13 protein-coding genes and 1 pseudogene are annotated in these 15,817 nt (G+C 34.2%); 8 read left to right on the top strand and 6 right to left on the bottom strand.

All coding sequences use genetic code 11. The features are described from left to right. Position 1: 1 nt before the first annotated feature. Positions 2-223 (bottom strand): transposase-like zinc-binding domain-containing protein, encoded by a 222-nt coding sequence (locus ACM6F9_RS01980; protein WP_414844161.1) that lies wholly within the window; start codon positions 221-223, stop codon positions 2-4. Positions 224-341: 118 nt separating this feature from the next. Between ACM6F9_RS01980 and ACM6F9_RS01985 the strand changes: the two genes are divergently transcribed. The 5 genes from ACM6F9_RS01985 to ACM6F9_RS02005 all read left to right on the top strand — a co-directional run bounded on the left by ACM6F9_RS01985 (position 342) and on the right by ACM6F9_RS02005 (position 4,803). Continuing rightward, positions 342-1,190, top strand: coding sequence for a hypothetical protein (locus ACM6F9_RS01985; protein WP_414844162.1), 849 nt, complete (start codon positions 342-344; stop codon positions 1,188-1,190). Between the two features lie 137 nt (positions 1,191-1,327). Beyond that, complete coding sequence (locus ACM6F9_RS01990) at positions 1,328-2,188, top strand: AraC family transcriptional regulator (RefSeq protein WP_414844163.1); 861 nt, start codon at positions 1,328-1,330, stop codon at positions 2,186-2,188. Positions 2,189-2,269: 81 nt separating this feature from the next. Beyond that, positions 2,270-2,854 carry an O-methyltransferase gene (locus tag ACM6F9_RS01995; protein ID WP_414844164.1) on the top strand — a complete coding sequence of 195 codons (585 nt, stop codon included), beginning with the start codon at positions 2,270-2,272 and terminating at the stop codon, positions 2,852-2,854. Between the two features lie 11 nt (positions 2,855-2,865). Next, positions 2,866-3,486, top strand: a complete 621-nt coding sequence (locus ACM6F9_RS02000; RefSeq protein ID WP_414844165.1) for an NAD(P)-dependent oxidoreductase — start codon at positions 2,866-2,868, stop codon at positions 3,484-3,486. A 3-nt stretch (positions 3,487-3,489) separates the two neighbouring features. Further along, positions 3,490-4,803: an alpha/beta fold hydrolase gene (locus ACM6F9_RS02005; RefSeq protein WP_414844166.1), complete on the top strand. Its 1,314-nt coding sequence runs from the start codon at positions 3,490-3,492 to the stop codon at positions 4,801-4,803. On the opposite strand, the gene ACM6F9_RS02010 is transcribed toward ACM6F9_RS02005, so the two are convergent. The 5 genes and pseudogenes from ACM6F9_RS02010 to ACM6F9_RS02030 form a co-directional block, all read right to left on the bottom strand. After that, positions 4,800-5,939 (bottom strand): hypothetical protein, encoded by a 1,140-nt coding sequence (locus ACM6F9_RS02010; RefSeq protein ID WP_414844167.1) that lies wholly within the window; start codon positions 5,937-5,939, stop codon positions 4,800-4,802. The two genes, ACM6F9_RS02005 and ACM6F9_RS02010, sit on opposite strands and share 4 nt — an antisense overlap. 643 nt (positions 5,940-6,582) lie before the next feature. Further along, entirely contained in the window at positions 6,583-7,173 is a 591-nt protein-coding gene (locus ACM6F9_RS02015; protein WP_414844168.1) for a hypothetical protein, read from the bottom strand. 31 nt (positions 7,174-7,204) lie between these two features. After that, positions 7,205-11,689 carry a beta strand repeat-containing protein gene (locus ACM6F9_RS02020; protein WP_414844169.1) on the bottom strand — a complete coding sequence of 1,495 codons (4,485 nt, stop codon included), beginning with the start codon at positions 11,687-11,689 and terminating at the stop codon, positions 7,205-7,207. A gap of 96 nt (positions 11,690-11,785) precedes the next feature. Next, positions 11,786-12,442: a hypothetical protein gene (locus ACM6F9_RS02025; protein WP_414844170.1), complete on the bottom strand. Its 657-nt coding sequence runs from the start codon at positions 12,440-12,442 to the stop codon at positions 11,786-11,788. A 33-nt stretch (positions 12,443-12,475) separates the two neighbouring features. Beyond that, positions 12,476-12,583: pseudogene (locus tag ACM6F9_RS02030) on the bottom strand (helix-turn-helix domain-containing protein); the annotation flags it as partial. 1,260 nt (positions 12,584-13,843) lie between these two features. Here ACM6F9_RS02030 and ACM6F9_RS02035 point away from each other — a divergent pair. The 3 genes from ACM6F9_RS02035 (at position 13,844) to ACM6F9_RS02045 (ending at position 15,811) form a co-directional block, all read left to right on the top strand. Further along, entirely contained in the window at positions 13,844-14,494 is a 651-nt protein-coding gene (locus ACM6F9_RS02035) for a Crp/Fnr family transcriptional regulator (RefSeq protein ID WP_414844171.1), read from the top strand. A gap of 125 nt (positions 14,495-14,619) precedes the next feature. Continuing rightward, the gene (locus ACM6F9_RS02040; protein ID WP_414844172.1) at positions 14,620-15,462 is read left to right on the top strand and encodes a DUF5777 family beta-barrel protein; all 843 of its coding nucleotides are present in this window, start codon (positions 14,620-14,622) and stop codon (positions 15,460-15,462) included. A gap of 1 nt (position 15,463) precedes the next feature. After that, positions 15,464-15,811, top strand: coding sequence for a hypothetical protein (locus tag ACM6F9_RS02045; protein WP_414844173.1), 348 nt, complete (start codon positions 15,464-15,466; stop codon positions 15,809-15,811). Positions 15,812-15,817 lie beyond the last annotated feature (6 nt).

A 15,817-nucleotide genomic window follows, 5' to 3' on the forward strand; every position in this document is an offset into this window, starting at 1 on the left:
TTCAATAGATTTTATCCTTAACATACAAAATTTTACTTTTCGTCGACTGACCCCTTATTGATTTTGGATATTCATTTGATCTTTTATATACAGTAAAATTAAATCCGCAATTTTTACATTTGTATCTTTGTAAATCTCTGACAATGCCATTGTTTACTTTTTCAGACTTATCACATTTTGGACAATTCATTGTTTTTTTTTGCGAAAATAACAAATCTATCATGATTTAGCAATGCCATAAAATTATTTTGTACTTTTGATTTTGAAAATTTGCGGGCTTACAATTTCACAACTTAGTAGTTCCGCATACCGTTAGCAGTCATTTTATAAAAAACATAGAAATGGAAAATATATTTAAATTAGAACAGCTTACACACCTTGTATTAGCTCAATATCATCGTTGGTATCAAGTTTATGAAGTGCCATTTACAGAAAATACTATACTAAATCAAAAAGATATTTTGAGTGACGATGTCGAAATTAGTTCCCAAAATGGAACGACAAAAGGAAAAGAAGGATTAGAAGACCGCCTAAAAGTCTTTACTGGGTGGCAGAATGCACATCACGTCCAAAATTCTACGGTTACATTGTTGGAAGATGGTAATTTATCATTAGAAGCCGACATTTTATACCAAAATATTAGACCTGACAAAAGCAAATTCAGTTACACATTGCATTATTCCACCTTATTACAAAAAAAAGAAAATAATTTACCCATATTTACCAAACTAATTTTACAACCAACAGGAATTGTAGAAGATTTTAAGTTTGAAGAAGCCTATTCCGAAAATAGAGTAAAATCTTTTATGCACTATTGGCTCTATTTGATGGAGTGCCCAGACGCTAATAAGTTCAAAGAGTTGGTCGACGATAATTTTCTCCTGAACTTAAGTTCAGGAGAAACTATTTCGGATTTTGAATCTTTTAAAAATTGGATCATTTCAAACGCATCCAAGCTAAAAACAAGTACACATCAGTATAAAAATCTTGAAATATCTAACCAAAATAACACTGAAATAAAAGTAAAAGTGGATTTTGAATGGAAAGGAATTACAATTGATAATAAGAAAATGATAGCAGAAACTCATCATCAGTGGATTTTGTTAAACAATACTGAAAACCGTTTTGCAAAAATGAAGGAGATGAAAGTATTTGCTATAAAACCTTTTCTGATAGTTGATGACTTTTAGGGCTGCTAAAAAATAACTATATCCTAACTTTGGTTTGGCTTTATTGGGGGTAAACATGGGCTTATAATTCAATTTATCTTTAGTTCAAGATAAGCCTTGATTCACCCTCCTATAAAGTGCTTTAAAATTTGAGCAAAATGTTTAAAACCATATCAATTGCTGACCTCATAAATCAATCTGATAATCGGGTTTATTTTTTGGTGGACAAATTCGAAGATATGGTAGAACCTGAAAATATTGAATTTCCACACAAACATAATTTTTATGAAATTTTGTGGATTACAAAGGGGACAAGCAGTCAGAATATTGATTATAAAAATTATACTATTTCGGAAGACACTTTATTTTTTATTTCGCCGGGTCAGCTGCATTTGTTTGAAGAATGGGAAAATATACAAGGTTATGCCATATTATTTACAGAACAGTTTTTTCTTCAAATATTTCAAAATAAAAATATCCTTTTTGAGCTTTCTTATTTGGATAATTTTCACGAAAACCCCTTTTTAAAACTTAAAAATGAAGATAAAAAAGCGATAGAGCCCATTGTAGATTTGCTCTATCAAGAATCTAAAAGTAGTGAGAAGTCAGCCGAAACAATTCAAGCATTACTATTGGTTTTATTAAGGCGCATTCAAAAAATATTTTCGTCAAAAAATAATCAAAATAGCAGCAAACATCAAATGGTAATTTTTAAGCAGTTTAAAAATTTAATTGAATTACATTTTGCGAAAAATCTTTCTGTTTCAGATTATGCCTCGCAACTGCATATTTCTACTCATCATTTAAACACATCCATAAAAATAATCAGCGGAAAAACACCTACTGAATTAATAAAAAAACGAATTATTTTGGAAGCACAACAATTACTAAATTTTTCCGAACTGACAGTAAGCCAAATTACCGACCAACTCGGCTTTGAAGACAGTAGTTATTTTGCACGTTATTTCAAAAAACAAGTTGGAGTTTCTCCATTAGAATTTAGAAAAAGCATCTCCTAAAAGTACCGAAAAACCTAAGTTTTGTCCTAACAACTTCGTGACTTTCCTGCTCATCTTTACATTATCAAATAATTAAAAATAATGAGCGAAATAATATCCCAAATGAATATCATTCACAATTTCTTAATCAAACACCGCAATACTTGGACAGATTATAACGTGCCTTTTGAAGACGGACAAGAATTAGAAAAACTAATACTTGCCAACAACTGTAAAAATATTTTAGAAATTGGTACTTCCAGCGGACATTCTACCATTTGGTTGGCAAAAGCAGTAGAAAAAGCAGGTGGAAAAGTAATAACCATTGAAATAGACAAAGGCAGATTTGAAAAAGCAAAAGCCAATTTTGAAAAAGCTGGAGTTTCCCATTTAATCGAAATGAAATTGGGCGATGCAATGCAGATAATCCCAACTTTAAATGAAGTCTTTGATTTTGTTTTTTCCGATGCAACGTGGAGCACACAACCTGCGGAAGGTTACACCACTTTCTTTAAACTTTGTGAGCCAAAACTGAAAATTGGCGGACTTTTTACAATGCATAATGTAACCGATGGTTATGGCGACGACGGAAGATTTTTCAAGTATTTAGAAAAATTAAGCACCTATAAAACATCAATTATTAATGTTTCGCACAACGGAATTTCAATAAGTAAGAAATTAAAATAAATAGTGAAATTATGTCAAAAAAAGTAATTGTTTTCGGAGCAACAGGCTTAATGGGAAAACAAATTGTAAAAGAAAATTTAAAATCAGGAAATAAAGTAAGTGTTTACATCCGACAAAACGAATATCCTGAAAATGTGACCATTATCACAGGAGAACTGAATGATGAAAACAAAATTACAGAAGCCATCAAAGGTTTTAATGTCATTGTTTCGGCAGTTGGAAACAGAAACTACGAAGACCCAACTATGGTCGTTGCACCCGTTGGAAAATTATTAGCCAAATTGGTTTTGGATAACCAACGGTTAATTATAGTTGGTGGTTCAGGACTTACGTTACAGGATAGCAAAACGTTGCGCAGAGATTTGGCAGGACAACCCGAATTTCTAAAAAATCAACGAGCCGACCATTGGGAAGCTTATACGAACATCGCACCATTAGACATAAATTATCTTTTTATCTGCCCAACAATGGTGGTTGAAGGCGATGCAGATGGAAACTATCTTTCACAAGAAAATTATTTCCCTAAAAGTGAAGCCAAGCAAATTTCGGCTGGAAATGTGGGGCATTTTATTGTAAAAGAAATTATAGAAAATAAATTTAACAAAACAAGAATAGGATTAGTAAATAGCTAATAAATGAAAAAAATAATTTTAACAACAGTAATAGTTTTACTATCCATTTTCAATAATGCGAAAGCCCAAACGAACTTAAATTTTATTGGAAAAACATTTAATTATCAGATTGATAATTTCCACTTGAATTTAGAAATCTTATCCGACAAACAGGCAAAATGGACATACATTTCTGCACCCAATAATGAAACAGGGAAAACGGCTGTTGAAAATTGTAAAATTGAAGAAATATCAAATGGAATTTATAAAATCTATTGGACGGAGAAAGATGGTTCCAATGTGGTTGATATCTTTAATTTAAATACCAATGAAGTTTTCGTTGCATTTACTTCACCCAATAACAAACTGTATAACTACAAGACTTCTTTTAAAATTATTTCAGAAAAAAGTGAAAACATGCTTACTATAGAAAAAGTGAATTTCAAAAGTAACAACCAAAATGTGGTGGGACTTTTGTGTAAAAATGACAATAAAAAGAAGAAACCCGCAGTAGTTATTTTAGGACCAATATGTTCGGTAAAAGAGCAATCGCCTATTCAATATGCAACACGGTTAAGCGAAAAAGGTTTTGTGGCTTTGTGCTTCGATGCAAGAGGTTATGGTGAAAGTGAAGGACAACCACGCCAATTTGAGAGCTTGAATAATAAAGAAGAAGATGTAAAAGCTGCTATTGATTTTTTAATTTCGAGAAATGATGTGGATGCCGACAAAATTTTTGTTATTGGGATCTGTAACGGTACAAACGAAATCATGCAAGTAAGCATTGATGACAAACGTATAAAGAGAATAGCATTGGTTTCAGGAAATTATTTGATAAAAGAAAATATGGTGCATCTTTTAGGGAATGAAAAAATTTGGGATGCTCATTTGCAAAGAGCAAAACTTGCCAAAGAAAAATTTGAAAAAACAGGTGAAACAGATTATATAAAAATAATTGATAGCACAGGAAACGAACAACTTTTGCCGCCATTACCTATTTACGAGTGGTACCATCCTTGGGAAAATAAAGTACCCTATTTTACATATCGTGGTGGTTGGCAAAATAAAGTTACAGCAATGAGTGAATGGGAAACATTGAATTTTGATGCATTGTATGTAGCAAAGAAAATATCAAAACCCACTTTACTTATTCACGGAGAAATGAGTGACGGTGGATATGAATATGCTAAACAAATTTTCAATTCGATTCTAACAAAAAATAAAAAATCAATTTGGATGGACAAAACAGTACACTTTCAATTTTATGATGATCCGAGAGTTATTGGGCAATCTGTAAATGAGATATCAAAATGGTTTAAGCAGGGGGCACTCCTTTAGGTTAGGAACATATTCATCTGACTGGAAATTATGTTTGGCCTGAGAAAGACAAACTTAAAAAAGGTGAGCTTAGAAGTCTTAGAAATTAGGATGTTATTTAAATCTTCTATTAGAATTTTAAAATCAATAGATTTTATACTTAACGTGCTATATTTTCCGTTTCGTCGGCTGACCCCTCTTATGAGAAATTCAGGACTGTTATCTTTGGCAAGCTGTACAACCTCTTCAAAAGATTCATTTATTTTAAGCTTTAATTCGTTGGCTTCTATTTCTTTCTGCTGAATGATATCTCTTTCTTTCAGAAGTGTTAAAGATGAGGAATCTTCTTTCTTTTTATGAGAGTAGACAGAAAATATGATGACAAGCAGAGTGATCAATAATATAATGGTTATGATCCAGTATAATCTCACCTCTTTTTTTCTAAAAACCTCATTTTTCTCTTTTATAACATTGTCTAATGTTGCCGCTCTTGAAGATCCTTGTACAGTATTGATTTTTTTTTCTACCGTAAATAATAAATCTTGGTATTCTGTATGCTTTTTCTCATTTCCAAGTATTTTATTTAATTTACTTAATAAGTTGTAAGAGTCAGATAGTTTATAAATATCCTCTTTTTCTTCGAATACTGTTTTAGCTTTTTCCAGATGATATTCAGCTCTTTTATAATCGTGGGAATTATAATATAAAACCCCGATTTTATGCTCCAATACGGCAGCTAATATTATATCTTTTGCTTCATTATTATACAGAGCTGCTTTATTAAAATAATATTTGCTTGAGTCTATCCGATTTTTCGTACTCCATAATTCTCCGAGATTAGTACAAATAGTAGCTCCGATAGTATTCTTTTTTTGTATCTGTGTATTCTTGTGATCATTTTTGAAATAGTAATACGCCTTACAATAGTAATAATAAGCAGAGTCTTTTGGTGTTTTTACAATTTCGTATAAATTTCCGATATTATTATAATTTTTTGCCTTTATATAATTAATTTCTTCAGATATCTCTCCAACTCTGATTGCTTCCCGATATTTTTCTAATGCATCATTGTAGAGGTTTTGCTGATGGTAGCAATTCCCAATATTGGTAATGATTTCAGATTTTAAACCCATGTCTAATTGGGCATACTTTTCCATTAAAGCATTATTGAAAAAAAATAAAGCCTTGCCACAATCCCCAAGCTTCATATAGCATTTGCCACTAAATAAGTATGACCTGGCGATACCTTTAGAATAGTTTTTCTTTTTAGATTCTTTTAATATGATATTTTGTTTAGCAAGAACTCTTTTTAACTCACCACTACGGAGATCGGTTTGAGAGGCTTCTAGTAAAGAGTCTATTTTATGGTTCTGAGATCTTAAATTTTTGAAAGTAAATATGATCAGAACTATAAAAACACATTTAATTGTAAATGCGTTTCTTATTGAATAAAATTGATGCATATAATGAAATTTTATTGATCCGTTATTAGCAATTATACGCTATTAAGATAGCGCAATATTAGCTAATTATTATTACATATTTAATGATATATGTTTATTGTGGTATAAAACGTAAATAATATACAGCAAAATGGTGCTTCATAAATGATATGAGATATACACATAGAAACGAGCTTAAAAACAAAATTGCAGGTTTTACTTGGATCAATGCAGATTTGCTACAAACATTTTTTCACACCAGAAGTAGCTATAAATAGGTGGTAAATAATTTAGTCTTATAATAAATAACCACTTCATATAGAAGTGGTTATTTGTTTAACCGTTTAATAAAAAAAACTTAAGGTTTCCAAAATGACCAAACTTTGCCATTGAAAATTGCAAGCTGCTTTTTTACGGTATCATAAGCCATAGTTCCTGGTTCAGGATTTACAATATTCAGATGTGGACTTGCCACTTTAGGAAGAATCATTGCTTTATTATTCGCCTCCAACACCAATATTCCTGGAACAGCTGGGGTTGCGGGAGTTCCTATACTCACTTTAGCATTAGGATTATCTGTGAAAGAGTCCTGAAGTGTGGTCACCACTACTCCGGTTGTATCTCCAATTACCGGAACTGTTTCGTTTTTTGAAAGCGAAAACCAGTTTCCAGCACCAGCACCGTTTTTATACTTAACAATTTTATCAACCGTATCAAAAATAATAGTTCCCGGAACCGCAGCAGCTTTGTCCATATCCGCAGTAATCCAAGGTAAAATAAGTCCTCTACCCAATAAGGCTCCGCCATCATCACCAAACTCTAAGGAAATAGATGGGTTTATAGTTGTATTTGCGGGTGGGATGGTACTAATAGACGCTTTTCCTATTGCGACTTGTGCTGTAGCCAAATTGACAACCAACAGGCAAAATATTTTTATAATGTTTTTCATTTTTAAAATTTTTAAAATTCTACATTAATAATTAGTCAGGACATGTTTGAGTTGAATAGCAACTCCATACTGTTCCGTTATAGATTTTCAGGCAGTTCGCTACTGTGTCATAGACCATCATTCCTTCAACATAATTTGCAGCAGGAATACTAGCTAAAGGTGGAGTTGTAGGAGTGGCAGGATTACTATCTGCATCCACAAATGCCATACGATTAACCACAAAACCTTTTGATTTGGCTTCCAGCGCCGCCCATGCGCTGCGTCTTACTCCCGGCCACTCTGAAGAACCTGAACCTGCTCTGTTCAGTGGAGTGATACCATATTTTACTGGATTAGGGTTTCCTCCACCCGGAGATGCCGGGGTTTTGTAGCAATAGCAAAGATTAACCAGTGCATTAGTAGAATTATTAACAGATTGTCCGGCCCCTGCAATTGTAGGAACACCATTACTTCCTACATTATTTCCAAGGTTCTGATTAGGATTCTGGGTAGCAAGTGACCCTGTAGCTGTCACCAGATTGGCACTGGTAAAACCACCACCACCTTCAATAGCATCAGGACAGCTGTCACCGTCAGAATCCAGATCCAGATAATCAGGAATACCATCACCATCTGTATCTTTATAAGAAGTACACACAGATTGCTCAGCTACAAATGCCCAGATATTCATAAAAAGTTTATCATTATTGGATGTAACTCCGCTTCCTGCTGTAACACCACCAAGTGCAGTCAGGATATCAACATCAGCAATCATTAAGTCATTATAAATCCCATCAACATACATTACAGGCCCGTTACTTCCATTGACAGCAAGCGCATTGGTTCCAAACGAGGAATTTATAGCGGAGAAATAACCTTGATAGCCTCCCGCCTGATTGAATGATGTAACCGTTCCAAAAGGCCCTTTGAAAATAGAAGTCTGGCTTCCGTATGATGTAGGTACATTTGGATTTGAAACTTGTGATACTACAGAGGTATCCCAGAATTGTGTCTGAATCTGGGTTGATACTACATAGTTATTTTGAGAATCATCTGACCAGTCTTTAATGGCTTTAAATTCGCCCGCTGACAGATATGAAGTAGTACCATTATCAATACCACCGAGGAAGATAGCATTCAGATTAAGTGAGTTAATAATCGCTTTGGTAATAGGAGCAGTTCCCATATTGACCAATACTATATTTGCTTTTACTGTGCCGCTTGGGCCAAAATTAGCAGGATTAGTTAATTTTAATGCTCCGGAACCACTCATTTGGCTTCCATTAAAGGTGTATCCGTTATTTCCTGATCTGGAATCAGGAATATATCCAATTCTTATGGTTTGTCCTGTCAGTGGGCAAATTTTTTCGTTGACATCCAGAATACCATCGTTATCGTTATCAAGATCATAAACATTTGTGATCCCATCACCATCACTATCAGTACATGCATTTACATTACTGTTTTGTGAAACTCCGATATTTTGCCCGGCTCCTGCAATGGTAGGAACACCATTACTTCCTACATTATTTCCGAGATTCTGATTAGGATTTTGGGTGGCAAGTGATCCGGTAGCAGTCACCAGATTGGCATTGGTAAAACCACCACCACCTTCAACAGCATCAGGACAACCATCAGCATCGGAATCCAGATCCAGATAATCAGGAATACCATCACCATCTGTATCTTTATAAGAAGTACATGCAGATTGCTCAGCTACAAATGCCCAGATGTTCATAAAAAGTATATCATTATCGGATGAAACTCCGCTTCCTGCTGTAACACCACCAAGTGCAGTTAGGATATCAACATCTGCAATCATTAAGTCGTTATAAATCCCATCGACATACATTACAGGCCCATTGCTTCCATTGACTGCAAGTGCATTCGCTCCAAACAAGGCATTTATAGAGGAAAAATAACCTTGATAGCCTCCCGCCTGATTGAATGATGTAACCTTTCCAAAAGGGCCTTTGAAAATAGAAGTCTGGCTTCCGTATGATGTAGGTACATTTGGATTTGAAACTTGTGACACCACACTGGTACCCCAAGGTTGTGTCTGAATCTGGGTTGATACTACATAGTTATTTTGAGAATCATCTGACCAGTCTTTAATAGCATTGAATTCAGCCACTGACAAATATGAAGTAGTACCATTATCAATACCGCCAAGGAAGATGGCATTCAGATTGAGTGAGTTAATAATCGCTTTAGTAATGGGAGCAGTTCCCATATTGACCAATACTATATTGGCATTCACAGCACCATTCGGACCAAAATTAGCAGGATTAGTTAATTTTAATGCTCCGGAAGCACTCATTTGAGTTCCATCAAAGGTATATCCGTTATTTCCTGATCTGGAATCAGGAATATATCCAATTCTTATGGTTTGTCCTGTCAGTGGGCAGGTTTTTTCGTTGACATCCAGTATACCATCGTTATCGCTATCAAGATCAGAAACATCTGTGACCCCATCACCATCACTATCAGTACATGCATTTACATTACTGTTTTGTGAAACTCCGATATTTTGCCCGGCTCCTGCAATTGTAGGAACACCATTACTTCCTACATTATTTCCAAGATTCTTATTAGGATTTTGGGTAGCAAGTGATCCTGTAGCGGTCACCAGATTGGCATTGCTAAAACCGCCGCCACCTTCAACAGCATCAGGGCAGCCGTCAGCATCGGAATCCAGATCCAGATAATCAGGAATACCATCACCATCTGTATCTTTATAAGAAGTACATGCAGATTGCTCAGCTACAAATGCCCAGATGTTCATAAAAAGTATATCATTATTGGATGTCACGCTGCTTCCTGATGTAATACCACCAGTTGTAGTCAGGATATCAACGTCTGCAATCATTAAGTCGTTATAAATCCCATCGACATACATTACAGGTCCATTGCTTCCATTGACTGCAAGTGCATTCGCTCCAAACAAGGCAGTTATAGAGGAAAAATAACCTTGATATCCTCCCCCTTGAGTGAATGATGTAACCTTTCCAAAAGGGCCTTTGAAAATAGAAGTCTGGCTTCCGTATGATGTAGGTACATTCGGATTTGAAATTTGTGACACCACACTGGTACCCCAAGGTTGTGTCTGAGCTTGGGTTGATACTACATAATTATTTTGAGAATCATCTGACCAGTCTTTAATGGCGTTGAATTCAGCCGCTGATAAATATGAATTGGGGGTAGCAGCAGCATCATTAATACCGCCAAGGAAGATGGCATTCAGATTGAGTGAGTTAATAATCGCTTTAGTAATGGGAGCAGTTCCCATATTGATCAATACTATATTGGCATTCACAGTACCATTCGTACCAAAATTAGCAGGATTAGTTAATTTTAATGCTCCGGAACCACTCATTAAAGACCCATCAAAAGTGTAACCAGTGTCACCATCTAAATCTCTGCTATTAGGAATATATCCAATTCTTATGGTTTGTCCTGTCAGTGGGCAAACTTTTTCGTTGACATCCAGTATACCATCGTTATCGTTATCAAGATCAGAAACATTTGCGATACCATCACCATCACTATCAGTACATGCATTTACATTACTGTTTTGTGAGACTCCGATATTTTGCCCGGCCCCTGCAATTGTAGGAACACCATTAGCCCCAACTGTATTCCCAAGATTCTTATTGGGTGACTGGGTAGCAAGTGATCCCGTAGCAGTCACCAAATTGGCATTAGTAAAACCGCCTCCTCCTTCAACAGCATCAGGGCAACCGTCACCATCAGAATCCAGATCTAGATAATTTGGAATTCCATCACCATCAATATCACAAATCAATGCAGAAATTGAAACATCATCTACAGACCAGTCATCTCCTCCAGAATTCATTCTGAAAGCCAAAGTTGAGCTACTTGGTCCACTATAAGGGATATTAATTGTAAAAGTTGAAGTCGTAAAGCCAGTTATACTTGAAGTACCAAATGTAACAAAATTACTGGTTACTCCCGGAGCAAGACTTATGGTTACGTTACTGGTGTTTCTTAGCACACTGTTTGATAAAGTTGCATAGACAACACCTCCTAGCATTATATCTAAGCTTGATGTATTTCCTGCACTATTACCAGCATCCTGTGCTCCAATTTTTACAGTAAGAGAAACTGTATTATTGGGAACTTTATCAAGATTGGTAAGAGACTGTGAAAGCGAACTAGTGGTAAAATCACTTGTATTTGTTGCAGTTCCACTACTAAACGCCCAGCCGGTTCCTGCTGTCCAGCCAGTTAAGTTGGTAGTAAAAGTACCATTGGTCACAATATCTGTGGCTGGACATTCAACCGTATCCAATATTCCATCATTATCATCATCAAGATCAAGATCGTCTGTAATGCCATCTAAATCTGTATCCGGAGCAAATGCCACGGAAGTCTTTACAGCTTTAGGAGTTTTAGATTTAGTCCCTGCTGTTAGACTATTTACTATACTTTTTGCAAACTTACTATTCGCCAGTATAGTTTTAGAAAAAGCGATAGATGTACATAGCAGAAGCACCAGCACCCATTGCGTTTTCATATTTTTAAAAAAACGTTTTAGTTTCATATTTTGAAATGTATTAGGTTTCCTTACAAAAAATTGTAAGAGTTTTTATAAAATTGTAAAATTCACTATTTATAAAACCAATACAGGTGGAGGCCTTATAGAAAAGACATCAGAAAAACAAAAGTCTAAAGACTTATTGTTATAAAATGAATATTTCTGAGTGTGCAGATTGTCTAGATCATGATGTATAGAATACTTTTTCGGATCTGTATATATTTTAGAAAAGTCATGTGATGTGTTACATGGTGCAATGCAATTTTGCGAAGTGGAATGTGAAGAAAAAAACTGAAATGGAGAAGGAAAACTATGATAATCTTTTTTCTCGAAAGACTCCTTTTGGGCTTCGTAATGATCTATCTCATTTTTGATTTTTTTAAGTAATTCCTTTTTTTTCTTTTCCTCAGATGATTTCACTTGTCGTGAAAAACTTGGAATTTTAGAATTAGGAGTCGAAACAATCAAAACTCTATGAGAATCATCATTTTCTTCAAAAGAAAGATCTCCATTCTCTACAATAACTTTCCCTTGATCAATCTGATTATTAAAACTTTGATCAGCTGAATAAATCTTAGTTCCTTGAGCCACAAAGACAATTTCCACCTTATCATCTGTCGCTTTTTTGTCCTGGGCATACAAAGAATTAAAGAAAATCTGAATACCTAGAAATATAGCACGACAGAAAAAAGAACTTCTATGTATTTCTTTTTTAATTAATGATAATGTCATGATTTACTTTGTTTTATTAAGGTCAAGGCAGGCTTATACAACAAATATTTTTTTCCACTTTGTTACAGTGTTTCTACTCAGTTTGAAATGGGTAGCCAATTGGCTGTTATTGAGCTTATTTTTTTTCTGGTAATCCAGTATCTATTATTCAATTGATTAGTCTTTATTTGTAAAACTTACTTTTTTGATATGTGAGGCAAATGCCAAGTTCATACATATTTGAAATTGATTGATGTAATCGTAGAGGTTTCATCTTCTCTAAGATTTCCAGAAGCTCCATTTGAAGCCATTATACACAACTAATCGTTTATTAGTGCCTTTTACATAAACTTCATTTAAGGGAGGATTTGGATATTTTGTACATCTGAAACTATAGACAATACCATTGCTTTTGTAGTAGATTCTAAAAACTAATATTTCTTGTGTTAAGGAGGTGTTGACACCAATTATGAAACCTCCTTTTTCTGTGATAAAGGTTGGTTAATGCAATATTAATATCTGAGTATTAACCACTTAGATTCTACCAATTTCCATTTAATACTTTGAAAAGTATTACCTGCTACATTAAGGATGTCAACATCAAATTGACCCACCATATTAGGTGCAGCTTCTTGATTCGTAAATGGAGGGTCAAAAGTTGTAGAATTGGCACATACTGGTGTGACGAAATCGAATTTGAAAGTGTTTGTCAAATTACCATTACAATTTAAAGGTATAATGGATATTTGTCCAAATACTGAAGTGTTGATAAAACAAACTATTAACGGCAACAGTCTGTAAAGATTATAAGTGCCAAAAGAGTGTATTTGTAAACTCTTTATCAATTTTAGGGAACTTTGGTTTTTCATCTTGTATCTTGTAGAATCAGTTATGTCTGTAATTTTTAATTCCTACTTGGTACTGCTATGCGTTGTGTAAATGCAAAAATGTATGTATTGAGTGCAGTTACAATTGTTTTTGTGTTTTTCTCATGTTTGTGTGTTTTGAGTTATTTGTGTATTTTTTTTCTTATGTATCAAATGCAATTTTACAATAATGGATATTTAAAAAACAAAAAAAGCATACCCATTAGCTACCTATTGTTTTTAAAATATTGATATACAGTTGTTTATTTGTGTTCTCTTATGTGGAATTATTATTGACTAACAATATCCCCTTCGAAAAATCAAAGAAGTTGAATCTTTCGTATTAGCAGAAGAAAACATTTGGTGTAGTACTTTTCTTACAAAAAAATAAAAATGTCTTTGTTTTTTACCGGAGCTTTTTTTATGTTCAGAATTTTGTAAAATAGTAATGAAAACCTACTTTTGAATTGTTAATTTTATTTAATAAGTTAAAAATATATAATAACGATATATCAATTTTATATCTTTGTTTAAGAAAAAGCAGAAAATATAAGATATGATTGATAACTCGTTCGCTGTAAGTAAATTTGGCTTTTTAGGTGCTGATTTTTTATCTGAGCTGGAAAAGCATGCTGTTGCCATTGATATAAAAGCAAAAACCGAAATCATTAGAGAAGGACAGAAAAACAAATTTGTACCTTTCCTAATAAAAGGTTCTATCAAGGTGTTTACCCTTAATGATGGAAGAGAGCTCATCTACTATTATATCAAACCTAAAGACAGCTGTCTGATGACCTTTTCGTCTATCCTCACCGATTATACCAGCAGGGTGTATGCTATTGCAGAAGAAGATTCCGAAGCTATTCTTATTCCCGTTTCTATCATGCACGAATGGCTCATCAGATTTCCCGAAATAAATAAGCTCTTTTACCACGAATATGACCGTAGATTTTCAGAAGTGATGAATATGGTAAATGATGCTGTTTTCCACAGGCTGGACAAGAGAGTTCTGAATTATATTAAACAACAGATTTCATCCACAGGAAACAATCCTATTAAGATCACGCATCGTGAAATTGCCAACAGTTTGGGAACTTCAAGAGAAGTTGTAAGCAGAGTTTTGAAAAAAATTGAAAGCGAAGGTGAAATTGTTCAGACTAAAGAAGGAATAAAAGTTGCTGTAAATGAAAATGTTAGCATGATCTAATTTTATTTGTTTGAATTGTTTATTTCTATCATTGATAAAAACAATTTGAATGGTGACTTTTATCACCTATTTTTGAATTGAGAACTCGATAAGTTTGTTATATCATAATTTAAATCAAATTTTATATGACAAAAACTCTCTTATTTTTGTCAATATTTTCTTCAGGTCTTGTCTTTGCACAGGAAGACCTGTTGAAAGATATTGATACCGTTAAAACCAATTCAGAAACCTCACAACCAGCCTTTAAAGCTCTTCAGATAGTTACAGGACAATCTACAAAACTCGCTGCGAAAAAAGAATGGTACATTATTGTAGCCCATAGATTTGGAGACATAAGCGCAGGATTCAAAGATTTTTTTGGTCTGGATCATGCTTCCACCAAATTAGGCGTTATCTACGGTATTTCAGACGCAGTATCTGTAAGCCTTTCCCGAGAAACGAATATGAAAACGTTTGAAGGAGCAGTGAAATACAAGCTGGTAAAACAAAGTGAAAACTTTCCGGTGGATATTGTGGGGTATAATGTAATGGGTGCCAATACTGAATTGGATAAAGATACCTATCCATATCTTAAATTCAGTGACAGGCTTTCTTATCTGACACAGGCCCTAATCTCGCGAAGATTTAGTGATAAGCTTTCAGTGCAGCTTACACCTTCCTTTGTTCATAAAAACCTTTACGAACCTACCATTGAAAACAAAAATCAGTTTTTGGCAGGTTTGGGAGGACGTTACAAAATCTCAAAAAGAGTTTCTGTGAATGCAGAATACTTTGTGAATTTCGACGATCACAGTTTTTATAAAAATCCCTTATCATTAGGGGTAGATATAGAAACTGGAGGACATGTTTTCCAGCTTTTACTCACGAACTCCCAGATAAATTCAGATATCGGATATCTTACCAATGCTACCGGAAGATGGGGAAAGGGACATATTTTCTTTGGGTTTAATCTTTATAGAGTTTTTTAATATGAAAAAGCGAACATCCTTATTGATATTGTCATCAGCAATAATACTGATGGCTTGTGACAGCAGAACTTATGAAGAAATTTCTGATAAAACACCTATCACTGCACCTGTAAGATATACTGTAGATGTAAAGCCTATTATGGATAACAGCTGTATAGGCTGTCATTCAGCAGGAAGTTTTAAACCTTTGGTTACCTATGATCAGGTAAAAAATAATATAGACGGAATTCTGGACCGTATCCAAAGACCTAATGGTGATCCAGAGAAAATGCCGAAGGGAGGATCTATGTCTGCAGCTCAAATCAATATTTTCATCAAATGGAAAGCTGATGGGTTAAATGAAAATTAAAAAAAT

Origin of the sequence: Chryseobacterium sp. IT-36CA2, from assembly GCF_949767875.1 — a bacterium.
Lineage (GTDB): Bacteria > Bacteroidota > Bacteroidia > Flavobacteriales > Weeksellaceae > Chryseobacterium.